Origin of the sequence: Rhodomicrobium lacus (genome assembly GCF_003992725.1) — a bacterium.
Classification (GTDB): Bacteria; Pseudomonadota; Alphaproteobacteria; order Rhizobiales; family Rhodomicrobiaceae; genus Rhodomicrobium; species Rhodomicrobium lacus.
On record NZ_RZNF01000002.1, the window covers coordinates 652,602 to 678,470 of the forward strand.

27 protein-coding genes are annotated in these 25,869 nt (G+C 62.4%); 3 read left to right on the forward strand and 24 right to left on the reverse strand.

Features of this window, described 5'->3' with window-relative positions; genetic code table 11:
* Positions 1 to 2 precede the first annotated feature (2 nt).
* The 24 genes from EK416_RS03820 to EK416_RS03925 form a co-directional block, all read right to left on the reverse strand.
* The gene (locus EK416_RS03820) at positions 3 to 2,270 is read right to left on the reverse strand and encodes a hypothetical protein (protein ID WP_127076144.1); all 2,268 of its coding nucleotides are present in this window, start codon (positions 2,268 to 2,270) and stop codon (positions 3 to 5) included.
* Between the two features lie 6 nt (positions 2,271 to 2,276).
* Positions 2,277 to 2,915, reverse strand: coding sequence for a phage tail protein I (locus tag EK416_RS03825; RefSeq protein ID WP_127076145.1), 639 nt, complete (start codon positions 2,913 to 2,915; stop codon positions 2,277 to 2,279).
* Entirely contained in the window at positions 2,912 to 3,823 is a 912-nt protein-coding gene (locus tag EK416_RS03830; protein ID WP_127076146.1) for a baseplate J/gp47 family protein, read from the reverse strand. The genes EK416_RS03825 and EK416_RS03830 overlap by 4 nt, the downstream gene beginning before the upstream one ends.
* Position 3,824: 1 nt before the next feature.
* Positions 3,825 to 4,226: a GPW/gp25 family protein gene (locus tag EK416_RS03835; protein ID WP_127076147.1), complete on the reverse strand. Its 402-nt coding sequence runs from the start codon at positions 4,224 to 4,226 to the stop codon at positions 3,825 to 3,827.
* Complete coding sequence (locus EK416_RS03840; protein WP_127076148.1) at positions 4,213 to 4,413, reverse strand: hypothetical protein; 201 nt, start codon at positions 4,411 to 4,413, stop codon at positions 4,213 to 4,215. Before EK416_RS03840 ends, EK416_RS03835 begins: the two co-directional genes overlap by 14 nt.
* Positions 4,414 to 4,415: 2 nt before the next feature.
* A complete protein-coding gene (locus tag EK416_RS03845; protein WP_164729839.1) occupies positions 4,416 to 4,616 on the reverse strand; it encodes a ubiquitination-like system serine protease family protein in 201 nt (66 codons plus the stop codon).
* Positions 4,617 to 4,641: 25 nt separating this feature from the next.
* On the reverse strand, positions 4,642 to 5,181 hold the full coding sequence (locus tag EK416_RS03850; protein WP_127076150.1) for a phage baseplate assembly protein V: 540 nt from the start codon (positions 5,179 to 5,181) through the stop codon (positions 4,642 to 4,644).
* Positions 5,181 to 5,948, reverse strand: a complete 768-nt coding sequence (locus EK416_RS03855; protein WP_127076151.1) for a hypothetical protein — start codon at positions 5,946 to 5,948, stop codon at positions 5,181 to 5,183. Before EK416_RS03855 ends, EK416_RS03850 begins: the two co-directional genes overlap by 1 nt.
* A 2-nt stretch (positions 5,949 to 5,950) precedes the next feature.
* Entirely contained in the window at positions 5,951 to 6,361 is a 411-nt protein-coding gene (locus tag EK416_RS03860; protein WP_127076152.1) for a hypothetical protein, read from the reverse strand.
* A gap of 357 nt (positions 6,362 to 6,718) precedes the next feature.
* Positions 6,719 to 7,042 (reverse strand): DUF2190 family protein, encoded by a 324-nt coding sequence (locus EK416_RS03865; protein ID WP_127076153.1) that lies wholly within the window; start codon positions 7,040 to 7,042, stop codon positions 6,719 to 6,721.
* A 78-nt stretch (positions 7,043 to 7,120) separates the two neighbouring features.
* A complete protein-coding gene (locus tag EK416_RS03870; protein ID WP_164729840.1) occupies positions 7,121 to 9,112 on the reverse strand; it encodes a prohead protease/major capsid protein fusion protein in 1,992 nt (663 codons plus the stop codon).
* Positions 9,099 to 10,613: a phage portal protein gene (locus EK416_RS03875; RefSeq protein WP_164729841.1), complete on the reverse strand. Its 1,515-nt coding sequence runs from the start codon at positions 10,611 to 10,613 to the stop codon at positions 9,099 to 9,101. The genes EK416_RS03870 and EK416_RS03875 overlap by 14 nt, the downstream gene beginning before the upstream one ends.
* 27 nt (positions 10,614 to 10,640) lie before the next feature.
* Positions 10,641 to 10,850: a phage head-tail joining protein gene (locus EK416_RS03880; protein WP_127076156.1), complete on the reverse strand. Its 210-nt coding sequence runs from the start codon at positions 10,848 to 10,850 to the stop codon at positions 10,641 to 10,643.
* A gap of 255 nt (positions 10,851 to 11,105) precedes the next feature.
* On the reverse strand, positions 11,106 to 13,106 hold the full coding sequence (locus EK416_RS03885; RefSeq protein WP_127076157.1) for a phage terminase large subunit family protein: 2,001 nt from the start codon (positions 13,104 to 13,106) through the stop codon (positions 11,106 to 11,108).
* Positions 13,103 to 13,738, reverse strand: a complete 636-nt coding sequence (locus EK416_RS03890) for a MarR family transcriptional regulator (protein WP_127076158.1) — start codon at positions 13,736 to 13,738, stop codon at positions 13,103 to 13,105. Before EK416_RS03890 ends, EK416_RS03885 begins: the two co-directional genes overlap by 4 nt.
* 187 nt (positions 13,739 to 13,925) lie before the next feature.
* Positions 13,926 to 14,249, reverse strand: a complete 324-nt coding sequence (locus EK416_RS03895; RefSeq protein ID WP_127076159.1) for a hypothetical protein — start codon at positions 14,247 to 14,249, stop codon at positions 13,926 to 13,928.
* A gap of 13 nt (positions 14,250 to 14,262) precedes the next feature.
* The gene (locus EK416_RS03900) at positions 14,263 to 14,850 is read right to left on the reverse strand and encodes a hypothetical protein (protein WP_127076160.1); all 588 of its coding nucleotides are present in this window, start codon (positions 14,848 to 14,850) and stop codon (positions 14,263 to 14,265) included.
* A 106-nt stretch (positions 14,851 to 14,956) separates the two neighbouring features.
* On the reverse strand, positions 14,957 to 15,736 hold the full coding sequence (locus EK416_RS03905; protein ID WP_127076161.1) for a hypothetical protein: 780 nt from the start codon (positions 15,734 to 15,736) through the stop codon (positions 14,957 to 14,959).
* Between the two features lie 351 nt (positions 15,737 to 16,087).
* The gene (locus tag EK416_RS03910) at positions 16,088 to 17,812 is read right to left on the reverse strand and encodes a DNA primase family protein (protein ID WP_127076162.1); all 1,725 of its coding nucleotides are present in this window, start codon (positions 17,810 to 17,812) and stop codon (positions 16,088 to 16,090) included.
* On the reverse strand, positions 17,809 to 19,983 hold the full coding sequence (locus EK416_RS03915; protein ID WP_245433926.1) for a DNA methyltransferase: 2,175 nt from the start codon (positions 19,981 to 19,983) through the stop codon (positions 17,809 to 17,811). The genes EK416_RS03910 and EK416_RS03915 overlap by 4 nt, the downstream gene beginning before the upstream one ends.
* Positions 19,896 to 20,393 carry a DEAD/DEAH box helicase family protein gene (locus EK416_RS17930; protein ID WP_245433927.1) on the reverse strand — a complete coding sequence of 166 codons (498 nt, stop codon included), beginning with the start codon at positions 20,391 to 20,393 and terminating at the stop codon, positions 19,896 to 19,898. Before EK416_RS17930 ends, EK416_RS03915 begins: the two co-directional genes overlap by 88 nt.
* A complete protein-coding gene (locus EK416_RS03920; protein WP_127076163.1) occupies positions 20,390 to 21,562 on the reverse strand; it encodes a DUF7146 domain-containing protein in 1,173 nt (390 codons plus the stop codon). Before EK416_RS03920 ends, EK416_RS17930 begins: the two co-directional genes overlap by 4 nt.
* A 2-nt stretch (positions 21,563 to 21,564) precedes the next feature.
* The gene (locus EK416_RS17650; protein WP_164729842.1) at positions 21,565 to 21,714 is read right to left on the reverse strand and encodes a hypothetical protein; all 150 of its coding nucleotides are present in this window, start codon (positions 21,712 to 21,714) and stop codon (positions 21,565 to 21,567) included.
* 2 nt (positions 21,715 to 21,716) lie between these two features.
* Positions 21,717 to 22,100, reverse strand: coding sequence for a hypothetical protein (locus tag EK416_RS03925; protein WP_127076164.1), 384 nt, complete (start codon positions 22,098 to 22,100; stop codon positions 21,717 to 21,719).
* Between the two features lie 906 nt (positions 22,101 to 23,006).
* On the opposite strand from EK416_RS03925, the gene EK416_RS03930 reads away from it, so the two are divergent.
* From EK416_RS03930 to EK416_RS03940, 3 genes are all read left to right on the forward strand, one after another.
* Positions 23,007 to 23,636 (forward strand): LexA family protein, encoded by a 630-nt coding sequence (locus tag EK416_RS03930; RefSeq protein WP_127076165.1) that lies wholly within the window; start codon positions 23,007 to 23,009, stop codon positions 23,634 to 23,636.
* An 80-nt stretch (positions 23,637 to 23,716) separates the two neighbouring features.
* Positions 23,717 to 25,180, forward strand: a complete 1,464-nt coding sequence (locus EK416_RS03935) for an AAA family ATPase (protein ID WP_210210966.1) — start codon at positions 23,717 to 23,719, stop codon at positions 25,178 to 25,180.
* A gap of 89 nt (positions 25,181 to 25,269) precedes the next feature.
* Positions 25,270 to 25,710, forward strand: a complete 441-nt coding sequence (locus EK416_RS03940) for a hypothetical protein (RefSeq protein ID WP_127076166.1) — start codon at positions 25,270 to 25,272, stop codon at positions 25,708 to 25,710.
* Positions 25,711 to 25,869: the final 159 nt, after the last annotated feature.

A 25,869-nucleotide genomic window follows, 5' to 3' on the forward strand; every position in this document is an offset into this window, starting at 1 on the left:
CCTTAAAGCGCGTAGAGCGCGATGTTCTGGACGAAGGGCAGGTCCGTGACCTCTGTCGTGGTCATGTCGATGCGCGCCCGCGCCGACGTGGTCGCCGCGCCCAGCATGAAGTTGGCGAGAAGCGTGCGCTTCTTCGGGTTCACGAGATCCGGCGTGATCGTGAGCGTCGTCGGCGTCACCACCGTGCCGCCGATCACGAGTTTCGGCGCGGCCGTGTGCTTGGCCGCGTCGTATTGGTCGAGCACCGCTTCAAGCTGCACATGGGTCGTGCTGAGACCGAACGCCTGCTCTTTCGACACCGCCACCATGTCGCCGCGCGGGCGGAACGTCATGCCGCGCGCATAGGCGTCGAGCACCAGGGCTGGCTGAAGGTCCGTCGTGCCGGTGAACACGGCGCGGAGCTGAACGAGCGCAGGCACCCCGTTCAGAGCCGTCGAAGCCGCCGCGCTATCGAGCGTGAGCGGCTGCCACGTCTCGCTGTCGGATGGCTTCACCTCCCACACAAGCGCGGTGCCGCCCGGTGCCCAGCCCGCCGTAAGCAGGCGGATTTCGGTCATGCCGTTTTCCAGCGTCAGCGGCTGGAATTCGACAACCGTGCGCGACGATGCGAAGGAGGCCGCGTTGAGCCGCATGGCGAAGTCCACGAGCGGATCGCCTTGCGCCCAGGCCCCATCGGTGCACCAGAACAGGCTGCCCTGAGCAAACTTGTTGCCGCTCACCGTCTCCAACGCGTGGTTGCCCGTCGTAACAGTGAACCACGCATAGCGCTTGCCGCTTTCGAGGAAGCGCGGCGTGATGGAGAACCTCACCCAGCCTGTCGCGAGATCGCCAGCGGCGAGCGTCGTCTTCGCGAGCACCCTGTCGAATTGCGGCTCGCCGCTTTCCGAGCACTCGCACAGGAACAGATGCACATCGCCGGTCGAGGCAACGCGCGTGAACTTCAGGTCGATGCTCGTCACGATCATCGGCTGCGCGCAGAGCCATGTCTGGCCGTAAATCGAGCCGTTGACGCCGAAATTTTCGGTGACCTTGTCCCAATAGGTTTCCGTTACCGTGCGAACGGTCAACTTTCGAACGTACCGCAGGACGTGGCCCACTCCGTAATTGGCGCCGTTATCAGACCCCACAACCTCCCACGTCTCACCGTTTTTCGTGAACAGAGCGCCGACATCGAGGCCGGAGGTGTTCGACCATTCCGCGTTGTTTTCGCAGACGGTAACGGTTGGGCCGTATTCCGTGACCGTGCGGGAAAGCTCGCGCCGCACCGCCGTTGTGACGGTGTGCACGAGCTGCGAGATATTCTTGCTGCCGCCATCGCCGTCGATTTCGAGCCGCGCGGCCTCCGTCCACGCAGGCAGGAGCAGTCGACCGGAGAAGCGGATCGCATTCGAGCTTTCATCGATCAGCGCAAGCTGAGCGTCGCGCTCCGCCGCCCATGGGAAGCGAATGCCTTCGCGTACGCGCGCAAGCCAGCTTGCGTGTGCCTTGTCCCACGCATCCTGCAGAAGGCCGGCGTCGTACCACCACGCCCTGGCCTCATCCGGCAACGCCACCGTGCGGCGAAGAATGCCGAGTTCGCGCTTGATCTGGCGCATAATGATCGGCGACGGGATATCGCCGAGGCGGCTCGCGATATTGGCGATATCTGTCTCGATCGTGCTCACGCGCGTGCGCACATTCGACACATCACCCTCGACGAGCGAGAGCCGCCCTTCTATCTCGTAGAGGCTCTTTACCCGCGACGCATTGTCCATCTCGATGGCGACGATGCCAGTCGGGGAAAGCTCCACATAGGCGAGGCAGCACTGGTCGGCCGCGACAGTCGGCTTCAGCGGCGTCGGCGACGACAGCCCTTGCTGAACGACACACACAACCTTGCGGAGCCCGGTCTTCGGCACGCTCTGTTCGACAGTCTCGCCGGTATCGGCATCAGTTTCGACCAGGCGCTGACCTGTGGTGACCTCCTCCTCGCCGCGCAGGAGCAGCGCCACATAGCGCCGGTCGCCGGTCACGAGCGGCAGGTGCACCTGCAAATTGACAACGATAGGATCGTCGTTTCGATAGACAAGACCGCCCACGAACAAGGAGCCGACGCTGATCGTCGCCTCAATGGCGTTCGCATTCGAAACCGTATAATCCGCCCAATGATGCGGATAGCCGATAGCACCTGAGGTGATCGCCTCGTCGCCCGCGCGGGCATAAGCTGAGATGTCGTCGAAGTCGCTGGGCTCAGCCACTTCCGCCTCGGAGAATTTCACAATCTTGGTCATGGGGCCTCAGAGCTTGAAGCGTGGAAGGTATTGGCCGAACCGCATGCTGCCATCGATCGGCGGCGCGTCTGCGAATGTGATCTGTCGCTTGTGCGAGAAATCGACACGAATTTCTGTCTCCGGCGATTTCGCCGCCCGAAGCGCCGTGAGCGCGCGTCGTCGCGCCTCGCGAGAGGGTGTCTTGAGCCTCGCGCTGCCGATGCGGGAACGGTTGAAGACGAAAGCGCGCGGCGGCTTGTAGGTAACGATGCGCACAAGGTATCGCGCGAGGAACGGACCGTGCCCAATCGGCGTGCGGCCCACCTTCGCGCGCCCGAAAACAAACCGCGCCGGGTATGCGATCACGTCGACGAGCGTGCCGTCGACATAGCCGAGATAGCGCACAGCGCCCGCGCGCACGCCCACTTCCCAGGCGGCCACAAGGGCTTCATCGATGACCCGCCGTTTGCGCGGCTCGGGCCAGTCCGGGAACCACAGCCGCACCCCGTCATGAACGGCGAGCCAGGGCAGAAAATGCGCCGGCGCCGTCTGCGGATCGAGCACCTGCTCGACCGGCACCGGCAGATCGTCGCTCATGCCCGCCGCGAGGCCTTCCTCGAACGGCGCCTTGTTCGGCGGCAGAATGTCGGGGACACTCGCGCTCATCCTGCCACCTCGACAGATAGTTCGATCACGCCCGGGATCGGGATCGTGTAGGGATCGGCCGGGATATCGGCGGGCGAGGTCAGATCCGCTCGGGTCACCGAAAGGCCATAGGCTGCGCCTTCGAGTGCCGAGCGAGGCACCTGTGCCCCGATCAGCATGCGCGCCTGCCCGGCAGCAAGAATACGCGCCTCAGCCTCGGCGCGAACGGCCTCGGCATCCGGGCCAGTCGGCACGATTATCGTGCCGGTCACATCGTAGACGCCGCGCGTCGCCCGCAGCACCGAAAGGCTGGTGGCTTCCGGTTTCACGGTCGTGTTGTTCGTCGCGGCGCGCACGAGCGCTAGCTCGGTATCGGTCGCGTCGCGCCCCGACGGTCCGGCGATCACGAGATCGACGTCGCCACGCCGCCCGTGAACCGCCCGCCCGATAACCGCCGCATGGTGAAGCTGCGGCCAGGCCGTCATTGCCTCATAGAGGTAACGCTCAGCACTGCCCGCAGCCGGCCGCGTGAAGGCCAGCAGATAGCGCGCGAGCAATCGCGCGTCGCTCTCCATGACGGCTTCAGTCGTGTCTGTCGCGGGCACGACGACGAGCCTCTGCACGCCGATGCGCGCGCAGACATTGTCGAGATCGGCTTTCTGTGCCGTGGGCGCGAGCACGGCCCGCACAGCATCGTTGACGCGCGCCCTGTCGAGCAGCCGCAGATAGCTCCACGCCTGCGAGGCGATCACCACGGGATCGGTTTCGAGCGCGTCGACATCATAAGACGGGAGCGTCGGGTCCACGGCCCTCGCCGCCGCCCAGACGACCGTAAACCGCGCGAGAAACTGCTCTTGCAGCGTCTCATAATCGAGCGCCTCGATGGCGTCGGGCGCGGGCATGCGCGTCAGATCGATGGCAGCCGCCATGTCAGACCTCGGAAAGTGTGTAGCCGTATTTGCTGGATGCCAGCGAGATGCGGCGCAGCCCTTCGGAGCGCGTGTCGCCCAGATGGCCGCGCGGTCGATACTCGCCCTCGATCACGAGCGCCAGTTGACCGAGGCGGATCGCGTCGGCGGTGTTCCCCGACGTGTCGATCCGCGCGACCTTGAAGCGCGGCTCCCAGAGGTCGAGAGCCGTCGCGAGGGTCGTGATGAAGAGCAGAATGGTTTTCGGCACGAGCAACCGGCCCAACAGGGCCGAGCCGATCGCGCCGAACCAGCGGCGCATCACCCGGTCGCCGAGGCGCGTCGTGAAGATCACATCGATCGACTGCACCACATGGGCGAAGCCGTCGAGCGGGCGCCCGGTGACGCGATCAAGCCCCGCCATCGGACGCCGCCGCCTTGACGGCCTTTTTCGGCTCCGTCGTGGTCTGCTCGACCTGCGGCACGATGTTGCCGTGGTCGAGATCGAACCGCGCCGCGGCGTCGTCGAGATGCACGATGCGGGTTTCGGGCACGCGCGCGCCGTTGATGCGGACGATACCAGGCCGCACAGTGTAGGGTTTCGTGGTCATGGTCATCCTTTCAGATGGTCGGGAAGGTCGGGCATGGGCATCGTCTGCCCAGCCATGGAATGAGTGCTATCGGCGCAAAACATGATCTGCCCGGCTTCGATGAAGTAGTGGCAGACAGGGTCGCCCGCATAGCCGCCGAACGTGATCTTCACGCTCGGGCTGAACGTCGGGGCCTCAAGATCGCCGTTGAATTCCCACGTCACCGGCCCCTCGGTGCGGATCAGATGCTTAGACCGGCGGGCCGGGAGGCCCAGGCGGCGCGGAGACGTGGCCATGCGTGTCGTCGATATGTTTGCTGTTCGACTTCACGTAGCCGTCCTTGAAGTCGGCGTTGCCGGCGACTTCTATGTCCCCCTTGATCTTCACCTTCGGCCCGGTGATCGACAGCGCGTCGCCATCGAGCACGATTTTCCATGGGCCAAACGTAACCACGTTCTCGTCGCCCTTCTCGGAGGGCTGCTTATTCTCGTCAGAGAATGCCGCATTAATCGCGAGACCCTGTCGCTTCGCGCCGACCGGGTTGAGCGCGAGCATCGTCTGCCCCTGCTTCGGCGGCAGCCATGTCTTGATCGCGCCGCCGCTTTCGGCCCACGGGATCGCGGGGCCGAGGATCGGCTGGCCGTTCGCGTCTTCGCCGAGCTTCAGGCGGAGCGTTCCTGTCTTCGCGTCGACCTCGTGAACGGGGCCGATCTGTATCATGTTCGCAATGATCCGCCGCAACTCGGCAATTTCCGCCTTCAGAAGCAGGATTTCGTCACCGAAAGCCATTATCCGGAATTCTCCGTGAAAACCCTGCCGTCGCCGAAGTCGACCGTCAGGCTCGATGTGGTCACGGCGGCTGCCTTATCGTCGTGAGGCCCTATGCCCACAGCCTTTCGACCCTCCGCGCTGATGCCGAGGATCGCTGCCGCCTTCTGCCACTCCGGCCAGCCGTCACCCACATGCACGAGGCTGTGGATCAGATCCGCGATATCGGCCGTGTCGGGATCGCCCCGAAGCGCGGCCTCGATCTCGTCCCAGAATGACGTGTCGATACCGGGCGATGGATCGCCGATCGTGTCGACCGTCAGAACCAGCTCGCGGCCAGCGAAGCGGATGCCCTTGCGAACGCTGCCGCCACGCTTGACCGAGAGCGATTTCTTGCCGGTGACAAGCCTGCGCCAGATATCGAGCCAAACGCCATCGCCATGCTGGAGCGCGGCGACGATCTGAAACCGCAACACGTCAAGCGCCGCCTCCATCCCTTCATCGGTGTGAGGGATCGTGATGGCGTGCACACCCGCTTCCGTGGTCACGGGTGAGGCGATGCCGATCTCGAAGACGAGCGACAGAGAGCGAGCCGGGGCGAAAAGATCGCCACCAGAGACCGTAGCGTCATCGTCGTCGGTGTAGACGGCGACGAACGGTCCGGGCTCCGTGTCAAGGTGATCGTCGAGCGGAGAATTCCGGCTGTCGTAGACGCGCCCCTCGGCGAAGGTGCGGCCCGCGAGGGCCTTCACCGTCGCAATGCGCAACACCAGTCCAACGAGGCTCATGGCTATGCCTGCTTGAGCCGCGTGCAGTGCAGAACAAGCCGCGAGGCGTTGTCCGGCAGTGGATCGCGTGCGATTTCGTAAATGGGCTGCCCCTCGCGGTCGAGAGCCTGAATTCGGTCTTTCTCGCGCGGCCAGTCGGCCCGCGAGGCAAAGGCGGCTTTCGGCACGCTCACGCGGATCGGCCCGGCTTCGAGATTGACGCCGAAATTGCCGCCGATGCGGTCGCCGTCCGTGCGCTGCAACCCGTGATCCTCGGTTAGGATCGCGTAAAGATCGCGCTCCTGCCGATTTGGATCAGCACCGCCCGCCGAATATTTGCCGGAGCGCATGGGAAGGATGCGGACAAGCTCGCCGAAGGTCGCGTCGACCGCCGTCGCTGTGACGGCATCGATTGCCGCGAAAGGTGATGCCATGATCCATCCTCAAAATTTGGTGCGGGGCTTGTGGCAGCCCCGCGCGCCCTTCGGTCCGACCCCGTTGCCGGTCCTACTCCCCTCAGCTCCACTCCGCGCGCATCGCCAGCCGGTCTTCGGTGCGCGCGCGGTCGCTTCGTTGCGTCGGTTTTTCGCGATGGGAACCCGCATGGCGGGAGACATCGTGGCGCATTCGAGCCAAGCCCAACCGGACAGCACCGGCAGGCTCCCCACATGCGCAGCGGGTAATGTCGCTCGATCACGATGCCCCCCGCGATGCGGGGTGCGCAGAGCTGGGTGGGGCACAGCTCTGCGCTTGGTGGCGGTCAGGGGGAAAGGCTGACCGCTTGGGCCTCGTTAATTGCGGATGCGGACCTGCACAGCCGCGTCTGCCGCAAGCGCTGACGTGAACGCCTTGCCGATGGCTGCGTTGCTGCCTGCGGTAGCTGTCACGACTTTGTTCGTGGCGTCCCAGTAAAGCGCCGCGCCCTTGGAAATGGCCTCGGACGTGCCCTTCGCCAGCGTAAACACGCCTTCGAGCAGCACCGTAACCTCGTCGCCGATGGCCGCTTTCGTTTCGGCCACGCCGATCAGGGCGCCGATGACCACGACATCGCCGCTCGCAATGGCAGCCGACGCCGTGCCGGTGATGCGCTCACCGCGCTGAAAATAGTTCTTCATGAGTGTCTCCAGAAATGGGGGAGTGCCGCCCGCCGTCCTCCGGCGAGCGGTTTACCCGCTTGTTCTTTCGGTGAGCGCTTAGTTGCCGGGGTTCTTGTAGAACGCCTTGTAGTCGATGACGCTGGCCCCGAAATCAAGGCGAGCCTTCAACTCGATGCCGTCGACCTCGAAGCCCACGCGCTGCTCGGTGTACAAGCCTTCAGAGCCTTCGAGATACGCATATTCGAGCGTATCCCACTGGGCAGGGTCGCCGATGACGTGCCAGGGCGAATTCCCGCCGGGCACATAGAGACGATCCTCGACGATCAGCTCCATCGAGTTCTGGTAGACGTTCACGTCGCCGGTCTTCGTCGCTTGCACGCTGGTGAGCAGCTTCTGAGCCGCAACCTTGTGCTTGCGAGATACGGCGAGATACTTGCCGCGCAGATTGAGCGGCTTCCCGGCGGCGTCGACCTGCGCCCCCATCGCGATATCCGCGGCTTCAAGCGTCGTTTCGGACGGCGCGGCCCCGGCAGCGGCGAGGTTGCCGTGATCGGCGTGGAAAAGAGCCTTCCCGTCGCTCAAGGTCTGGTTGTTGATGAGTAGGTTCCAGACGGTATCGCTTTCGAACTCGGCCGCCGCGCGACCGAACAGCGTCGGGATGCGGTCGAAGGCGCCCAGGTCGTCGTTGATGAGCGACTGACGCGTGATTGCCACGATGCGGCCATAGGTGCCGATCGCGTATTTCGTCTGATCTTCGCCGAACGTCGCGTAGGTGTATTCGCCACCTTCGCGGACCTTCTTAAACTCAGGAAGGCCGGTCAGCATCACAATCGTGCGGTCTTTAAAGTCCGGCACGTTCGACTGGCGAGAGAACGGCTTCCAGGTCTGCACCGCGGTGCCGTAGCCGTCTCGCAGCCTCTTCGCTGCGACGTTGGCAAGCAAGAGCGGGAAATCGCTCGTCGACATCATGCCCGCGCGCGTCTCGAAGCCCATCAGCACGCTCGCCAATTCAAGCTTCCCGAGGCCGCGAAGGCGGGTGCCGCGCGTGTCTTCGATATAGGTGCGCCCCATCTCAAGGAGTGTCATCCCGCGATATTCGCGAGCGGCGGCGGTGAGTTGCGTGGCGCCCGGATTGGCGCGGTGCAAGACCGCGTTTTCCACCGCAGCGCGGCGGGTGTCGCCCTCGTCCTGCGTCACACGCACGGCGACGGTGTCGGTCGCGCGGGCGCGCGTGGCGAGCTCATCGAGCACATGGCGCCCGAATTCGACCGCGCTCGCGCCACCGTCAATATGACGCTGCAAGAAGTCGTCGCTCATGCCGTGTCGGCGAGCGAGCGCGGTGATTTCCGAGACGCGCGTGCGTTCGGCGCGCGTAGCCTCTTCGGTCAGAGCGCGCGTGTCGACGGGCGCAGGTGCGGCGGCAGGTGCGGCCGAGCGCTGAGCTTCATTCGCCGGATCTTCCGGCGTGGTGCGGACGTTGTCCGGCATGGATTGCTCCTGAGTTGTGGTGATGACGGCCGGGAAAGAGCGCTCGCCGCCGTCTGAGCGGGCGCCGCGAACCTGCGCGCCGGGATCGGCGGGCACGGGCACGAAACTGATTTCATGGGGCGTCCAGCGCTCCACGATCCACTGCTCAACGTCGCCGCGCTTCTCGGCTTCGATGATGCGCACCTTGTCGATGCTGTAGCCGATCGAGATGTTGCGGACGATGCCTTCGCTGACCTTCCGCCAGAGCGTGTCCGACAATTCGTCGGTGCTCTCGCTCGGGAAGCGAATGCGAGCGAGAGCCTTGTCGCCCTCGATCCAGGCGCGCTCGACCACGGCAACCTGCGTATCGGTCGACCAAGAACGATGGCTGTCGAGAACGGGGCCGCCAGCGGCCAGCCGCTCCATGTTGATGGCAGCCGCGCTGATGACCAGCGTTTCCTCATACGGAATACGGGTCCAGTCCTCCCAACGCGCCCGCATCACGGAAGCACCGGTCGAAAACACCACGTCGACTGTGCGCGCTTCCTTGTCGACCGAAGTCAGCGGGAGCGCGCGCATTTGCACGGGGAGATACACCTCCCGCGTTTCAATCTGCGGCATCTTGTTCATCCTGTTTCTTGGAACTGTCCGACTTTTCCGGAGAGTTGGCGGATTGAGCCGCCCCTGTTGCCGTCACCTTGCGCGGGTCGATATCGAGGGTGATCCCTCGCTCGTCGAAAGCCTCGTTGATGCGGGCGATGGCGTCGAGCTGCTCGATCGGATCGTTGCCCCATTCGGCCACGAACTCATCCCACGTCATCCGGCCAGACCTGACCGCAAGAATATCCGCCTCAAGGTCTTTCTTCGGATCGATAGGCTCGAAGCCAGGCGCGATCCATGTAACCGGATACCCGCCCGGCCGCTGTTTGAGCGTGCCTGAAAGGATCGCGCATTCGATGAAGCGATCCCACGTCGGCTGGCAGTAGCGAGGAATGATCAGATGGTGCTGAATTTGCCTCACCAGCGCCCGAAACTCGATTTTCCCAGCCCTCAAGCTCGAATAGTTCGCCTGTCTCAGATCGCCCGTGAACTGATCGTAGGTAATGCCAGCGCCGGCCGCGACACTCATCGCTGCGTTGAGCGTGTAGGCTTCGAAACTGGTCGAGGATGACGGCTGTGCGAAGGTGACTTTCTCGCCGGGCTCCAGCCGGGTCATCATGCCCGGAGAAAGTTCGAGCGCTTCCGGCCCCCGCCGCGTTTCCGCGCTTGCTCTCGTTGCCGAGGCCAGGTTTGCGGGCATCCCAACATCGGCAGATTCCACGAACCCAGCAAAGCAGCTTTCCACGCGGGCTTTGACGAGCGTCGCCTCCATGTAGTCGGCAAGATCGCGCGCCGTGAGCAAGATCGGCGCGAACCACGAGACGCCGCGAACTTGCCCGATGCGGAGCGGGCGATAGATATGCGCGATGTCGCGGGCGGGCACGAATACGCTGTCGAGCGAGCCCATGAGTGTCACGGGATCACCCGGATGCGCCTTTCGCACCCAATAGCCAGTGCGCTGGCCATCCGCGTCGAATTCGATGCCGAGCGTCGCCGTCCCACCCGAAGAGCGGCCCGGTATGCCCGATTTACTCTCGTCGAGCTGATCGCCCTCCATAAGTCGCAGATGCAGCGGCACCGGCAGAGTGCTGTCGGACGAGCGTGGGAGATAGCGCACGAGCGCCTCGCCACCTTCGACCATCGCGCGAACAACCAGCGCCTGTGAGCCGTAGAAATCGACATCGCCGGAAACGATGGCCTGCTTCTGCCATTCGGCGAAAAGCGCATTCACCTTCTTATCGATCGCGCGCTTCCCCGTGCGGGAAGTCGGCACGATGCCCGTGCCCACGATGTGCGCGGCTAGCACATCCGGCACTCTCGCCATAGGTGTGTTGCGCACCAGGTCGCGAGCGTGATCGCGCAGCTTTGCCAGCGCCGGGCTTATGCTGCCATTGGCCGACGCCCCACGGCTCCAGCCCATGGAGCGGCGCGGCGCGAGCGCACCGTCATAGGAGCGTTTTCGGAGCACCTTGACCGCCGCACGCGCCTGAAGGCGCCGCACTTCCGCCATAGGCGAAAACACGCCGATAACTCGATCCAGAAACGCCATTTATCGGCTCCGATTATGGGAAACGAGCACAGAACGCGGGCGAGAAGCGCCCGAAATCTCGCGCTCCATGGCCGCGAGCGACCGCTCCATCTCGTCGAGAGAGCGATAGGTCACTTCGCGCACCTCGCCGCCGCTCTCGTAGCGCACCTTGCGGGCACCGGTCGCGATGGCGCGCTTCAGCGCGTCGATGTCGGCTTGCGTGAAGGCCATCGGTGTCTCTCGTGCAAAAAAGTGCCGCCGGAACAGCCGCCTCTCAACGGAGGCGGTGAGCCGGCGGCTTTCCGGGGCGGCGGGGGTATCCCCTTATTGCCGGTCTATGTTCCAAGACCTTGCTCAAGCCTCCCAAGGGCCGTGAGGCCGGGGATGCTGCTGGGTGCCTCGCGAGCAGTACCAGACCGCCCTCTCGGGTATTCGTGTGGGGAGGCTGGCGCGGAGCTTCGAGCCCAGCCAGACCGCCCTCTCAGTTTATCGCTTGAACCAGCCGCGGTTGCGGCCCTTGAACCAGTCGTTCCCGCCCGGTTCTTCCTGTTTCGGCTCCGGGGCGGGCTCCGGCGCAGTCTCTTTCGCGGCTTCGGACGCCGCCGCCGCCCGAACCGGTGCCGGTGACAGCAAATCGACAGCGCGCGCCTCTTCAGGCACGCCGCGCTCTTTCGCCAGCACCGCCCAATCGTCCGCCGTCATGCGCGACAGGCCGAGATATTCGGCCAGCGCCATGTTGTAGACGCGGCAGTCGAGCCAGTGGTTTTCCTCGCGGAACTTGATCTTCCAGACCTTGCGATTGCGGCCCTTGAACTTCTCGTCGGCGACATATTCCGACGTGATCTGCCGGAAATACACCTCGTCGAGCCAGGTGCCGAAATGGCAATAGCCGGGCGGGTCGATCTCTCGGCCCGCCTTCAGCCCGTCCTTGCGAAGGTCAGAGTAGAACGTGGCTTTCAGCGGCCACGTGCCGACCGACCACTTCTGCGCGCCCTTCTTGATCTTCCTGCCGCCGTAGTCGATGTCCTGAAGCGTTGGCGATCCGAGCGCTGGGCGGCTCCAGCCGTCCTCGCCCTTCAGCGCCATTGCCCCGGGCCGATTGCGGCACCAGGTGTAGACCGTGTTCGTCTGATAGCCGCTGTCCACGCCGAACAGGTCGACGCGGCGGCGATTGCCGAACGCGTCAGGATAGGTCCGCTCATACAAGTCGGTGAGCTTGGCGAAGGCGCCGCGCTCGGCGTCCGTCGTCTCGCCGTCGAGATACTGCACGTCAACAACCCAGCTCTGCCGGTCTGGCGCGATCGCCAACACCTCGACATAGATGCCGCGCATCTGCACGTCAGCCGATGCCACCAGCAAGAGAGCCTGCGGCGGGATGTGCCCGCGCGTGAGACCGTCTTCGCGCCGCTCCATCAGCCGTGTGTGATCAGGCGTGTCGGTGCGCAGCTCGTAGGGCAAGCCGAGCGTGAGGTTCCAGAAGCCTTTCTGCTTGGCCGGATCGTCCCCGGCCTCGATGAACTTCTTCGCGATCTCGTCCCATGGCACGAAGGGGCTCGACAACGCATCGAAATGGTAGCTGGGGAACTTCCCCGGCGCAGGCTCCAGCGCGATCCACTCGCCAGCGCGCACCAACGCGTTGCGCTCATGATATTCGATCACAGAACCGCAGCACGGCGCGATGTAGTGAGCTTCGTAAGGGTAGACATCGTTGAACTTGAACCACTTGCGGTCAAACTCGAAAGTGAATTGCTCGCCGCAATGCGGGCAGGTCACATGCCAGAAGCGCTGATCTCCTGCGTCGAACTCGTCCGAGATGTAACAGGCACCCTTAAGCACCGGCGTCGAGATATTCAGCTCTTTCCAGTCTCCGCTCGCGAGAAAACTCGTGTAGCGGGCGCTGATCATCGCATGCGGCGAACCTTGCCCGTCGAGATCGTCCGGGTATTCGCTCGCCTCGTCCTTGAAGACCTTTTTCAGTGTCTTTGAGCGAAGATCTGCGGTCGACGTGGCGATCAGGCAGCTCAGAGAGCCGCCCGGATAGCGTTTCGTGTACGTCGTCGACCCTTGCGAGCTGCGCGACTTCTGCGCCTGCACCTTTTCCTTGAGCGCCTTCGTCTCGCTGATTGCGAGGTTTAGTTTCTCGCTCAAAAATTCGCTCAATGCGCTGTCCGTCGGCTGCACCACGGCCATGCGGCACGGATCACGGTCGATCGTGTGACCGATCCAGGCGATGCCGAGCGTCGTGAAGCCGGTCTGCGCGCTCTTCCGCACCACGACCTTGTTCACCGGGCAATCCGGTCCGAGCATGTCGAGCGGCTCGATCAGATAGGGCGTCAGATACGGGTCCCAAAGTTCACCGGCGCGCGGGCCGTCAGGCACCATGAGATTTTCCCGTGCCCACTTTGAAGGCGGGATCGGCATCGGCGGCTCCAGGAGCTTCGCCAGCGTGCGCGCGACGATACGGAGGGCAGAGTGCTTGAACTTCATTCCTCGCCCTGCCCTTCGGCCTCTGTCGCCTCCTGCGGCTCGTCTTTATCGAGCAGCCTCATCTCCTTCGCGAGCAACGCCCGCATGTCCCGCGCCACCGTCTTCAGAAAGGCCCGCGCCCCGTTCACGCCATCCTTCGCCACCGCCGCAGCCAGATCGTCTGCGCGTGTCGGGAGCTGCTCGAAAGCACGGGTCAGTGCCTCGGCGCAGCGCACCATCGCCGCCTCGATATCCTCGATCGGCAGCAGATTGCCGAGCCGTTCTTCGAGCTTCAGTTTCGCGAGGTCGGCCTCGTAGGCCATGCGGCGAGCCTGCTCGCGCGCCAGCACGTGATCGCCGCCGGTCGCGGGAGCGGGTTCACCCTGTTCCTGCGCGCGGATAGAGGCTTTCGTCGCCGCGCCCAGCTCTTTGGCCGCGTCGCCAGTTTCGCCGACGGCCCTATCGTAGGCAGCCAGATTGACGAGCTTCGCCCGCCCGGGGCCAGGACGCGTCTCGATCAGCCCGTCGCGGACGAGCTTGGCCACCCGCTCGGAAATCGTCTGCTTCGTGACGCCCTTGCGGGCCGCCAGATCGGAGACGCTGACCCACAAGCCAGCGCCGACTGGCTCTTGCGTGTCAGCCGTCAGGTTCATGATGTCAGCCGTGTAAGGTCAGTTAAACTTGAAATCGGCTAGCGCTATTTCGGGGCGGCGTGCCGTTCGCCCCCATGGGAAGGGGCGAGAGGGACCCGCGCATGTGGCATATAGGCCACTGTGGCATGCCTGCCACACACCAAAAAGGGTGGCGCGACCGCAACAGTTGCGCGAAAGCCACAGTTTTCTAGGCGCGGGCCGCCCCGAAGGGCCACCAGAGCCGCACGAGATAGCCCAGCGTGGACGGCTCGCGCCGCTCCGGCTCGGCAGGCCTCGACAGCAGCCATGTCGTAGCGTCCAGCGTGGCGAGCAGCCAGTTGGCTACAACCCGGCCACGCTCTGTCAGAGCGTAGCTGCCAGCATCGCCGAGGCTTTCAAGCAGCCCGTCGTCGACGAGCTGCCGCGCCTGCGCAAGACCAGCCTCGTCGACGGTCACTACTCGCCCGGTGTAGGCCGCCTGGGCAATCGCCCATAGGTGGAAGGGTTCGTACCCATAGATATCCGTTGCCATGTCGATCCCTCCATCAGAGCTTGAGCAGGCGTTTCAGTTCATGTTCAGTGCGTTTCGGCAGTTCGGCCGCAACCGTGCGCTGGAACGCCGCTTCCGACGCGTCCTTCACGATTTCCTTCGGGATCGCGGGGCCATAGAGCGGCCTGATCGGCAGCCATGAGCGGTTCTTGCCGACGCGGATCACGCTGCCATCGGTGCGGCGGATGCGCTTGTAGACGTTGCCCGCGAACTTCCCGCGCGGCGCGATGAACGTGCCCTTGAACAGGGTTGACTTCGCCCAGGGGGCAGCGACGACGCCAGCGCCAGTCTGCTTGGCGCCGAATTCCTTCAGCCGCGCATATTTGCCTCGCGCGTCGATCCGCGCCTGCAACGTCGCCTCGTTCGCCGACCATTGCGCCGTCGCGGCCTTGATGACCCCGTATTTGTGCCCCGTCTGCTTGACGAGCGCGCGACGCACCTGCGTCAGAGTTTTGCCCGTCGAGTGATTGACCGCGCGAGCGAGAGCCGCGCGCATCTTCGGCTCGGACAGCATCGCCACCGTGGCGATCACCGTCGCCGTGCCGGGCTGCGACGCAGCGATCCTGATCGTGCCCCGCGCCATGCGACCCGCCCATAAAAAAACGCCCCGGAGCGGCTGCTCGGAGGCGTTGTCTAACCCTTTTGGTGGATGATTTGCTTGTAGTCACAATAGGGTTTTGTGTCAAATCTTATTTTTTCCGTTTTTGTTTCAATGGCTTGCGGGCGTTTTTCATGGGCACAAAATCGCCTTCCAGCACGCGCTTCGCCTGTTTCGCCTCGATCCACGGTTCGGCGGGGACGTCCGGCCCCGTCACCTCGAAGCCTTCGAGCGCACCGTCAAGCTGCGCGGCCAGGGTAGCCAGCGCAGCATGCCAGACGAGATAGACCGCACGAGCGTGCATGACTTCTTCCGCGCTTGTCGCGCCGATATGCGACTTGCGTCCGCGTCCGCCGCGATTGCCGGTCGTCACCGCCTCCGCCCAATCCTCATAGGCCTCAGGCCGAGTACCCGCCTTCGCGTGCACGATCACCAAAACCGCCGAGCACGCCTGCTCGACACGGACCGGCAGCGGCTCGACATTGCCGAAGGTAACGGCTGGCACGCGCCACCATGCGCCATTCCTCTGCTCGACTATCTGCCCCTCACGGTCGAGCCGCTCCCTGTCCCAGATTTCGACCTGATCGAGATCCGCCCATTCGAGCCACATATCCGCAAGCGACAGCACCGCGTCGTGAGCGATCAGCGCGTCGTCGGGCGACGAACGCGAAACCGCCCCCAATGTCCGCGCGGCAAATCCCGAATTATCGACGCGCACACCCAGCACCGCCGTCGCGCCAAGAACCGACGCCGTGCTAACCTGAGGACCGCGCGCCGAAAAGCCGCCAGCCGCTTGCCGGTCCACCTTCTGCACGCGATAGGCCCAGTCCAGCAGCTTCTCGATGTCGATGATTTCCTTCGTCCGTGCCATGTTTGGTCCTATTTTTGTGTCCCGCGAGGGTGCGAGGGTTGCGCGAGGATCAACGAACAACCCTCGCGCCCTTTTTCCCTTTTTGTTTCAGACTGTTATTTGCTTTTTGCGAGGGTGCGAGGCTTGTCTCTATAATGTGTAAGAAAAAAACGGCTATAGCCTTCGCCCGAAGCCCCTTTTTCCTTACGTACGTACGCGCGACAAGCCTCGCAACCCTCGCAAAAACGCTAAAACAACTGCGCAATTAATGCTTTATGAGCTGCGAGGGTTCAGCTATCACCCTCGCGTAAGTCTCGCACCCTCGCGGCACTGTTTTACAAAATTGCGCAAATCGGCGCCTTCGAGCGAGGATCAATGCTCATCCTCCCGATGCGGGGGCTGCGGGTCGCCTTCCGGGATCCAGTCGAGCGTCACATCCATCCACTGCCGGATGCGCTTATCCTCGCGTATGAACCCTTTTTGCTTCATGGCTTTGGAGAAGGATGTTTCTGACCAGGGCTTGATCGCATTGGAGGCGCAGTACTTTGCGAAGGCGGTGTACATCGCGCGAGCCTGCACCTGGGCGCCCGGGAGAGGCTTCACGCAATCTCGGATGAAAGCCCCAACGGGATCGCTATCCTCGCGATGGCTTTGCGTTAGCCCACGAACCGCGGGCGGCTCGAGCAGCCCTTCCGTGAGAAAGATCCGTGCCCCTTCGATCAGCCAGTTCAGGACGCCAGCGGCCTCTTCCATGAACTCCCCGACCACTTCGGGCAGCGGTCTCTGTTCGGCCTCAGTGAGCGTCACGGGCCAGTGAAGGAACTTCATGCGCCGCCAAATGCCCTTGTCGAGGCCTCCGATCTGCGGCAGTTCGTTACCCGACATGAAGGGGATGAGCTCCGGAATCAGATCGAAAAAGCCCTTGTTCAAGTGCCGCACGGGGATCGGCTCCGAGCCTGTCACGGTCTTGATCAGCCCCTCGCGCAGGGGTGAACCGCGCGGAAGCTCGGCGATAGCGACGAACCGCTTGCCAGCAAGGCGCGCGAAATCAGGATTTGGTCTATCTCCGGCCTGCTCTTGCGTTCCCGTGATGCTTTCCGGCTTCAGACGCCCGGCATAGTCGCCAATGATCCGGGCCATGGTCTCCATCCAGACTGATTTGCCATTGGCGCCATCACCATAGAGAAAAATCAGACATTGCGTGGAGGCGCCGCCGAGCAGACCACGCCCGGCAGCAACTTGCAGGTATCGCCGCTGTGCATCGTCCGGCTGGAAACGCTCCATAAACGCCAAAAAACGCGGTGCCGTCGCCTTCGGATCGTAGGAGCATGCCGCCATTTTCGAGATGCGGTCCTCCCGCCGATGCGGATCGAGGCGCACGCTCGCGACTTTCCGCCTCACCATGCGCACGACGTCCGGATCGGGGCATTCGAGATCTTCCTCCTCGATCTCCTTCACCTCGAAAACAAGCGTCCCGTTCTGGACGTTGCATTTCAGCGGGTCCGCATCGAGGGCTGCGGGAGTGACAGTGATATGGGGCACCGCTTGCTGGATCATCGCCACCGTTCGGGCGCGGTTGCCGCAACTGATGCCGAACTTCACCCGCCCCGCTCGACGCTTTTCGAGCGCGGTTTCGGCAGCCGCGCCAAGCGCGAGCACCATCTTTTCCTCGGCCGAGAGGCTTTCTTCCTCTCGGGCCTTCAGCGGCGCCGCCCGCTCAATCTGAATGCGCACGATCTCCGGCACCGGCAGATAGCGGTGTTCCAGCTTGATCATCTTCGCGGTTTGCTGTGCACAGCGCTCGGCCTCGTGGTCGCCCCCCTCAAATTCCCAGCGGCGCCCGTCCCAAAAGTGCATACCGACCTGGTTCACATTGAGCAGTCGGTCGCCATAGAGGTTGAGCAGCCGCCTCGCGTTGTCCGTGTCATTCTGGTCGAGCACGGCATTACCCGCGATCATGTCGAGCGTGATGCCCGGCGGCAGGCCGCCATAATCGTCGCCACCAAGCTCGGCCGCGTCGCAGCCATAATCGTCTTCTTCGAGCGAGCCCTCGACGATATCGGCAATGTGCTTGTTCGGATCGGTCGAGCCGGTCATGCCGCCTCCGCGATCTCGTCGCGCGCGGCATCGAGTGCTGCGAACAGGTTCGGCACATCGAGTGCCCGCGCTTCCGCCTCGACATATTTCACGCCGTCGAGGAAGTAGCGGTGGTTCAACTCGTTGCCCCAGCCGATGCGCCCGAATTTCACGGCGCGCATCGGCACCGTCATCAGTCCGCCGAACGGGTCGAACACGACTTCACCGGGCATCGACCACTGGTTGATCGCCCGGTCGACGATGTCGAATTGCAGCGGGCAAAGATGCATTTCCTTGCCCTTCGCGGCTTGCAGCGTGTTCGCGGAAAGCATGCGCGTGATATCGGTCCACACGTCGGGGTGCCGCGAGTGCGGCGGCAGGAGCATGAAGTCTGCCGGCAGCCTCCCGCGCTCTTCGAGTGCTTCAGCGATCTGCACGTGGTGCTCGAAATCGTAGACGGTTTCGAGCGAGAACTTCTTCCAGATCTTGTAAACATCGCTCGCGCCGAACCCCACGATCTCGTCGGCGGTGATCAGTCGGTTGCCGCTCGACCGCGTGTAGGCGTGCGCATCGAGCTGCCAACGCGCGCGGCTATATCCGTTCGGGTGCTGCCAGTGCGCTGCCGTCCCGGTTTCGCGGTCCTCATCAACGCGCCATTTCTTGTCCTTCACCACGGGCGAGTCGGCATAGCCGTTCGACCGATCAGACGGCGGCTTGCGAAACAGCAGGAGCTTCTCCGGCACGCCGAAGCCCATGCGAGAGCCGTCTTTGCACTGCTCGGTCCAGCCCAGCCGATAGGTCTGGTTGTTCTCGCGCACCACGTCCGTGGTGATCACTTTCTCGCCGAGAAACGCGAACCCGTGCTTCCGAAACCCCGCAATGCAGTCATAGGAGAAGGTGCTGAGCGTTTGAAAGCCGAAGCCGGACACGCCGCCTGGAATGATCCGATCCTTCACATGGATCGCGGCAAGCCGCCCCGGCTGAAGCACGCGGAACAGTTCCGGGATCAGATAATCCATCTGCGCCCAGAAATGCGCATCGTCGTTCGTGTGCCCGAAATCGTTGTAGGAAGGCGAATATTCGTACTGCGTCGAGAACGGGATCGAGGTCACGATCAGCCCGACGCTGGCCTCCGGTATGCGCGCCGTCTCTTCGACCGTGTCGGCATTTACGAGCCGATAGCGCTCGGCCGAGACTTCGATCCGCTTGCAGCCGAGAGAGCGCTGCAACGCGTCCGCCATGGCGGCGTGGCTCAACCCGTAGTCCTTGATGATCTGGCTCATGCGCGCCACCATTTGATTGTGCTGATCCCACTTGCGCTTCAGCGTGCGCAAGATTTCGCGCTCGCTCTCGGCGTAGATGATCGTGATCTCGACAGGCCACTCCTGCAGGAATCGCTGGATGCGATGGATCGCCTGGATGAAATCGTTGAATTTGAAGCCGATGCCGAGAAACACGGCCTTGTGGCAATGGCGCTGGAAGTTGCAGCCCGATCCGGCGATGACGGGTTTTGCCGAGAGATACTTGAATTTGCCGTTAGAGAACTCGACGATGCATTGCTCACGCTGGTCGAGGTCCTGCGAGCCATAGACCGAAACGACGCCAGGCACGGCCGCGTCGATCGCGTGCCGCTCCGCTTCGAGATCGTGCCAGATGAGGTAATGGCTTTCGGGATCGTCAGCGAGGATCGTCTTCAAGGCTTCGACGCGCGCGGGCAGCGTCTCGCGCTTCTCCCGCGCCGCATCCTGCAAGCCCATCGCCGCGTCGCGGAGCAGCATGAACTGCCCACCTCGATCGGCGTCCTTCGCGCGCAGATCGCTCTGCACCTCGCGGTAATGCACCGTCATCGGCGGGAGGTTATAGCCTTCATCCGAGAAACCGAGATCGCTCGGCCGCTGGATGAACAGCGCCCACGACGCCACCCACAGCCAGAACTCTTCCTCCTTGTGCGGGTGAAGGGTGAGCTTGTCGGCCTTCTCGGAATTGCGCTTGAAGAACCGCGTCTTCGCCTCGCCGACATCCATGATGCCGAGAAACGCCGCGTAGGCGAGCAGCTCGATATAGTCGTTCGGCGAGGGCGTCGCGGTTGCCACGAACTTGTATGTCACGGCGTCGAACAACCGCATGAACTCGCGGAAGGTCTTCGTGCCGCCAAAGCCGCGCAGGCAACTCGCCTCGTCGAGCGAGACCACGGGAACTGCGTCGGGTCGATCTTGCCGTCGCGCACCGTCTCGTAGTTGGTCAGATAAACGCCGGTCGGTCCCGCCTCGTCGACGCTCCGGATGAAGCGGACACAGATTCCCATGTCGGCCGCGTCGCGTAAAAATTCCTGCCGGACGCCAAGCGGAATAACGATCAGCCCCCGGGTCCCAGTGGCCCGCGCGATCGCGTCCACCACGGACAGTTGCACGCGCGTCTTGCCAAGACCGAAGGCGGCGAACAGCGCACGGCGCCCGCCGTCGATCATCCACCGCGCGGCGGCGGCCTGATGCGGCTTGAGCGAGGGATGCGGCGCGAAGGGAATGGTTTCCGCCCCCTCGCTCTGCCCCGCAAACGGGATTTTTGCCCGCAGGAAGTCGTGGTAGGAGAGGCGGTTGCTCATGCGCTCCCCTCCAGCATGTCGTTGAAATCGCGCCCGCCTTCGGCCATGGCGATACCGATGCGCAGCCCATCGCGCGCATAGCGGGCTCGCCCCCGCTCGAGCGTTTTCGTCGTCAGAAAGGGATCGCTGTCGCCGTCGCCCAGCAGCACGAGCTGCTCGATGCTGGCGGGGATCGAGATCGACGGAATAGCGGGGTTCAGATCCGGCACCGGCCCCGGAATGCGTTGCGGCCGTCCGGTCGGCCCCTTGAGCGTCGGATGCGCCACGGTGCAGATGGCCCGCCCGCCGAGATTACCGAGAGAAACGCTCGACCAGAAGAGGTCGCCGGGCCGGAGCCGCCCGAGACGGTAAAGCGCCGTCGCGACCGAATAGACGGTCTCGATGCCCTCGCCCTTGAACAGGCGGCGCGGCGTCTCGCGGGAGCCAAGCACAACGATGTGCCCGCCTCCCATCGACCCGCGCACTTTCTTCGCGGGCAACAGCTCACCCGTCTCGGGATCGACGATCTCGGCCTTGCCTGAAAAATCCGGCTTGAGCCACGTGATGTGCAGCGCGATGAAGGCGCCGTCATTATCGTGCACAGGCGAAAGCAGCGCCGGACCGCGATGCACGACGCGCGGGCTCTTGCGCCCCGTGTGGTCGACCGTTTCGCCGTGGAAATACGGCACGTCCGCCGCGCCGCGCAGACCGGGCGCGAGACCGGGCCCCCCGTCGCAATTCCGCGCCGCGAAATAGCGTGAGATGGCACCGCCCGATTGCAGCGCCCGGCCGCGATCATAGATCAGCCGCGCCGCCTCGATTTCCTTCTGACGGTAGCGCTCCTGCTCGGCCTGGCGCGCAGCCTCGCGCCTCTGGCGCACAGCCGCGATCTTCGCTTCTTCCTCACGCGTCAACGGCCGCGCTCCGCCGAGCCGATCGACAGCCGCCGGAAAATCGCACCCTGTCACCGCCTGAATGAGCTTGATCGCGTCGCCGCCATCACCGCACACGGCGCAAACCCACTGCGATCCCTTGATCTCGAACCGCGTCGCGCGCTTTCCCCCGCCGCAGATCGGGCACGAGCCCATCATGTGACGGCCGGATCGGCGGAGCTTCGCTCCGAGCTGCTCGGCGAGCGAGGCGAGATCGACGCGCGCCTTCAGATCCTCGATTTGCGCCGGGCTCAGCATGGCTAGACCCTCGCGCAGCGAAGCGCCTTGAGCGCCATTTCGTGCAGCCTTGCGGCGTCGATATGCCGTCCAGCGTCGGCCATGCGACGCTTCGCCATCGCATGGTGAAATTCAGCCAGCCACACGTGATAGATACGCCGAAGAGCGCTCACGACTAACCCCTTGTTATGGTTTCGATTTCATGTTTCAGGCGCGCATGCTCGGCCTCGAGCGCGGCAAGACGTTCGGCGCGCATTGCGCGCGCCACCCAATGAAGATCGTCGGATAAAACGGCGGCGAGAAACGGCGGGCCATAGATCGCGATCAGCGTCATCGTCGCGCGGAAATTTGGCGTCGACGATCCCGCCAGCCACTTGCGCGCCGTGTCGGCAGAAACGATGCCCGCCGTCTCGACCTCTATCGCCTCAGCCGTCTTTTCCGGGTGCGTCGCCCGCAGGAACGCTACGGCGCGCTCCGCGCACGGCCCGGAAAGTTTTCCAATTTTTCCGGAAAGTTTTCCGGAATTCTGGGAAAGTTTTCCATTTTTCTGAGAAGACATTCCGATCGATCCCTCCGATGCTGTGTGCATCAGAGGGTCGGGCGCTGAGGCCTGGAGCCCTATGGCAACGGTGGAAGACGTGGCAGTCATCTCACAATCCCAACATCTGGACGCCAGAGCGCGCGAGACGGAGCGGCAACTCCGGCTCGCGGCGGTTCTGGCAAATATGAAAAACGCCCTTGAACAAGAGGTGCGGGCAAGAAGGCAGGCAAAAACGAGCGAGGAACCGCGAACGTCTCAAAATGGAAACGATCTCTTTCATGAGGCACCTCGCGTAAATAGGGTGATCCCACTCCGGCCAACCCGGCCGGAGCGGACGCCGCTCTAGGCGGCACCGACGCTCTTTACGAAAAAGGGAAAGCCATGAGCCCATCGGACGAAGATCTCAAAAAGCACGATGGAGATGCTGCTCATGTTTGCCCCGTCTGTGAGGATGATAGGCCCCGGCCAAAGCTGGCCGGGGCCGTGGTGCCGCGCGTGGCGCTACGCGGCGTCCCGTTCGGAAGAAAAGGACGAGGCCGGAGCCTCGTCAGTTGGGAGCGACGCGGCTGATACTGGGGGTCGTCGCCCCGGGGAGGTGATCGATTGATCGGATGACGGTCGCCGCACATGCGCAGGCCACACGGCCCCGTCAGGCCAATGCGCCGAGAGCCATTGCATCGCGCGCTCTGCGCGCAGAAGCGTGATTGTCCTCTCGCCGCGCATGAACGACGGCAAGACTTTGCTATCGCCGAAAAGCCTGTGGGACAGCGTCTTGGGCGACAAGTTGCGCGCTTCGAGATATCTCGCGGCAACCGTGATGATGGCGTCGGTGAACATGCCGATAGGGTTAGCGGTTTTTAAACCGCTATGTCAACGGTTTTATAACCGATACAAGCCGCTTGCGCTAAGCGGTAAATTAACCGCATGAGCAACGGTGTGTTGGACAGGATCAATCGAAGGCTGAAAACGGTCGGCATCAGCGCCGCCGCTGCATCGCGCGCGGCTACTGGGTCCCCGGACACTATCAGGAATATTCAGCGTGCCGTCGAAATTGGGCGCCCGAGAAGTATCACTGCCGCAACAGCCGAAAAGCTTGCAAAGCCGCTCCGCACCAATGCCGCTTGGCTACTTACAGGTGCTGGGGACGAAGAAACGACCAATCCTGTCGATGTGTTCGAAGTGCCAATAATATCTTGGGTGAGCGCCGGGCGGCTTTTCCATGTAGAGCCCCAAAGCGGCTTGTCGGAATGCCCGAAACTGCTCATGGCGGGGCTCCGAGCAGGCGAGTGGATCGCTCTGACAATTAAGGGCGATTCCATGGATAGAGTTGCACCAGAAGGATCGCATATTCTGGTGAACCGACGCGAAAAAATGCTGATAAATGGCAATTTTTACGTCGTGTTAACAAGTGATGGTGAGGCGACATTCAAGAGATATCGCCACAACCCCGATCGCCTGGAACCGTTCTCAACAAATTCCTCCCACGAGACCATTTTTATTAATCAGCCTACGGAAGTGATCGGCACTGTTAGAAAAGTAATCACCGATTTGTGAGGCTCGCCTCGATCTGGAGGCTGGCACAATCCTGTCTCCCCTGCCAATGCCGTATATGAGATAAAAACACGGGGGCTATTTTGAAAGTAATCGAATTAAAAGGGAAAAACGCTCACCTTACTAACATGAACAACATCAATATAATTATGGGGCGCAACGGGGCAGGAAAAAGCCGCTTCCTTCGAGATCTTGAGAAAAGTAACAGCGATAATAATCAACTATTTAATATTAGCTATATTAGCCCTGAGCGGGCTGGAACTTTTAGGCGCGATGGATCTGTACTTACATCTATAAGTCAAGACCCCACTTGGCTTCGGCAAACAAGGGCGTTTAATCAGGCCGGCAACTTCAAAGCCGCATCAGCGACGCTGTTCCGTGAAACAGAAGTGCTTTACCTGCGTCGCCTAGCCGCCACGCCGGAAATCCGAGAGGATTCGACGCGCAATTTTAAAACAGATCGGCTGAGTAAGGTAAATCAACTGCTCACTAATATCTCGCTTGAGATGGGTAGAGTCGATTTCGAATTCCGTTCGCTGTCTGATGGCCAGCCAATTAGCCCAGACCAGATCAGTAGCGGAGAGTCAGAAGCCGTAGCTTTGGCTTCCGAGATTTTATATTTCTTCGATACGATTGATACGACAAAAATGAACGTTCTGCTCCTTGATGAGCCGGATGTGCACCTTCATCCCGATCTCCAAGCGCGCCTCGGTAAGCTGATCATCGCCATGCTCGACGAGTTCAAGAGTCATGCTGAAAGCATCGCTGTATGCCTCTCCACGCATAGCTGCCCGTTGGTCTGTTCTCTTGCGGATTCGCGATATGTTTCGCTAGGGACCAAAAGCTTCGCAGTAGACACTGTTGAACTCAAACCTGCCAGCGCCGAACTTCGCAAAGTTGCCCCGTTCTTCGGTCACCCTCTTTCACTTTCGCTGAGCGAAGACGCCGCGTTGATCCTAGAAGGCGAGGACGATGAAAGGGTCTGGCAGCAGGCTGCGCGAACGTCGCAGGGGCGGATCAGGGTCTTTCCTGTGCTGGCTGGCAGCGTGGACCAGTTGGGCCGCCTAGAAACCTTTTGCGCCGATCTGCTTCGCACGCTCTATGACAATCCGGTGGCCTTCTCCCTTCGCGACGGCGACGGCCTGGTGAATCAGCCGATCGAACATACTCCCCCTGTGAAGCGATACCGCCTGCGATGCTATGCAATCGAAAATGCGCTTCTAACTGACCCTTGTCTTGCCTTGATGGGGGCAACCTGGCAGGGGTTTGTAGCCGCCGCGATAAAATGGGGCGAGGAAAATCCGAAAAACCATTGCCGAGACCTTCTCAAGAAACTTGCCGAATCCGATGATCGGTTCCGCTACCAGAAAATCAAAGAGGTCCGCACGCTCGTCTGTGCGGCGCTGGAGTGCAAAAAGCCCTGGGAAGTGGTGGTTGGTCAGGCGATTGGAGCCTTGACGAGAGAGGACCTCACAAACTCAAACATGCTTGTTGATTTCCTGGGCACCGAACTGGTCAGTGATGTCATCTTCAGAAACGTAGCATGAGTGTTAAAGGTATGAACGGCAACTTCCCTGGCTGGTCGTGCGCCGGTAGTAAGAACCAGCCTGAAAATAGAGAAATGACCGGGTGAGAGATGACTGTAATTGATGCGGGGAATATTAATTTTCCTAGACTGAGAGATTGCTGGTTTCCCGTCGAGCTTAACAACGGGTTCCTGTTGCTAAATGCTCAAGAACGCCAGGCGGCGATAGACTGGATCGATGCCAACATTTTTGACGCGGCAAAGTCTAATCAAACGGGGCGGATGAATGTTACGACCGCGATCAGGGCGTTCATGCCCCGGCCTCCTGAATGGACAGGATCGCCGCTTCAACCGCTTTATGACCGAACCGGTCAGGATGACGAACGAGCCGCCAAGCTCTATGGGAATCTCGTTTGCCGGGTCGGGGTTGGTAGGCCTGAAATATGGTGGTGCTTCCCAGAGCCAGTCGCGGAAGACCGCTTCTCACGAACATATGTTTTAAGTTCGAAGATCGCCGCAGTGCTCTCAGGCGCAGGCACCAGTCATCCTTAATCCGCATCGCTGCGGTTTTTAAACCGATTGTGGATTGACGCGGTTTTTAAACCGATATAACCAGGTCTTCATCACCCCTGATGGAGGCCGCCCTTGTCTCACGCACCCCTTTCCAGCGCCGGACCGTCGGGCCTGCTGACGTTTTCTCAGCGGTTTGCG

Excerpts from the sequence above, each read along its gene's own strand:
- EK416_RS03905 (WP_127076161.1), bottom strand. The coding sequence starts at position 15,736 with ATGGCACGGACGAAGGAAATCATCGACATCGAGAAGCTGCTGGACTGG.
- EK416_RS03890 (WP_127076158.1), bottom strand. The coding sequence starts at position 13,738 with ATGAACCTGACGGCTGACACGCAAGAGCCAGTCGGCGCTGGCTTGTGG.
- EK416_RS03920 (WP_127076163.1), bottom strand. The coding sequence starts at position 21,562 with ATGCTGAGCCCGGCGCAAATCGAGGATCTGAAGGCGCGCGTCGATCTC.
- EK416_RS03825 (WP_127076145.1), bottom strand. The coding sequence starts at position 2,915 with ATGAGCGCGAGTGTCCCCGACATTCTGCCGCCGAACAAGGCGCCGTTC.
- EK416_RS03940 (WP_127076166.1), top strand. The coding sequence starts at position 25,270 with ATGACTGTAATTGATGCGGGGAATATTAATTTTCCTAGACTGAGAGAT.
- EK416_RS03930 (WP_127076165.1), top strand. The coding sequence starts at position 23,007 with ATGAGCAACGGTGTGTTGGACAGGATCAATCGAAGGCTGAAAACGGTC.
- EK416_RS03850 (WP_127076150.1), bottom strand. The coding sequence starts at position 5,181 with ATGGCTTTCGGTGACGAAATCCTGCTTCTGAAGGCGGAAATTGCCGAG.
- EK416_RS03925 (WP_127076164.1), bottom strand. The coding sequence starts at position 22,100 with ATGTCTTCTCAGAAAAATGGAAAACTTTCCCAGAATTCCGGAAAACTT.
- EK416_RS03885 (WP_127076157.1), bottom strand. The coding sequence starts at position 13,106 with ATGAAGTTCAAGCACTCTGCCCTCCGTATCGTCGCGCGCACGCTGGCG.
- EK416_RS03835 (WP_127076147.1), bottom strand. The coding sequence starts at position 4,226 with ATGGCGGGGCTTGATCGCGTCACCGGGCGCCCGCTCGACGGCTTCGCC.
- EK416_RS03830 (WP_127076146.1), bottom strand. The coding sequence starts at position 3,823 with ATGGCGGCTGCCATCGATCTGACGCGCATGCCCGCGCCCGACGCCATC.
- EK416_RS03865 (WP_127076153.1), bottom strand. The coding sequence starts at position 7,042 with ATGAAGAACTATTTTCAGCGCGGTGAGCGCATCACCGGCACGGCGTCG.
- EK416_RS03910 (WP_127076162.1), bottom strand. The coding sequence starts at position 17,812 with ATGACCGGCTCGACCGATCCGAACAAGCACATTGCCGATATCGTCGAG.
- EK416_RS17930 (WP_245433927.1), bottom strand. The coding sequence starts at position 20,393 with ATGAGCAACCGCCTCTCCTACCACGACTTCCTGCGGGCAAAAATCCCG.
- EK416_RS03840 (WP_127076148.1), bottom strand. The coding sequence starts at position 4,413 with ATGACCACGAAACCCTACACTGTGCGGCCTGGTATCGTCCGCATCAAC.
- EK416_RS03870 (WP_164729840.1), bottom strand. The coding sequence starts at position 9,112 with ATGCCGCAGATTGAAACGCGGGAGGTGTATCTCCCCGTGCAAATGCGC.
- EK416_RS03820 (WP_127076144.1), bottom strand. The coding sequence starts at position 2,270 with ATGACCAAGATTGTGAAATTCTCCGAGGCGGAAGTGGCTGAGCCCAGC.
- EK416_RS03855 (WP_127076151.1), bottom strand. The coding sequence starts at position 5,948 with ATGAGCCTCGTTGGACTGGTGTTGCGCATTGCGACGGTGAAGGCCCTC.
- EK416_RS03895 (WP_127076159.1), bottom strand. The coding sequence starts at position 14,249 with ATGGCAACGGATATCTATGGGTACGAACCCTTCCACCTATGGGCGATT.
- EK416_RS03860 (WP_127076152.1), bottom strand. The coding sequence starts at position 6,361 with ATGGCATCACCTTTCGCGGCAATCGATGCCGTCACAGCGACGGCGGTC.
- EK416_RS03880 (WP_127076156.1), bottom strand. The coding sequence starts at position 10,850 with ATGGCCTTCACGCAAGCCGACATCGACGCGCTGAAGCGCGCCATCGCG.
- EK416_RS03900 (WP_127076160.1), bottom strand. The coding sequence starts at position 14,850 with ATGGCGCGGGGCACGATCAGGATCGCTGCGTCGCAGCCCGGCACGGCG.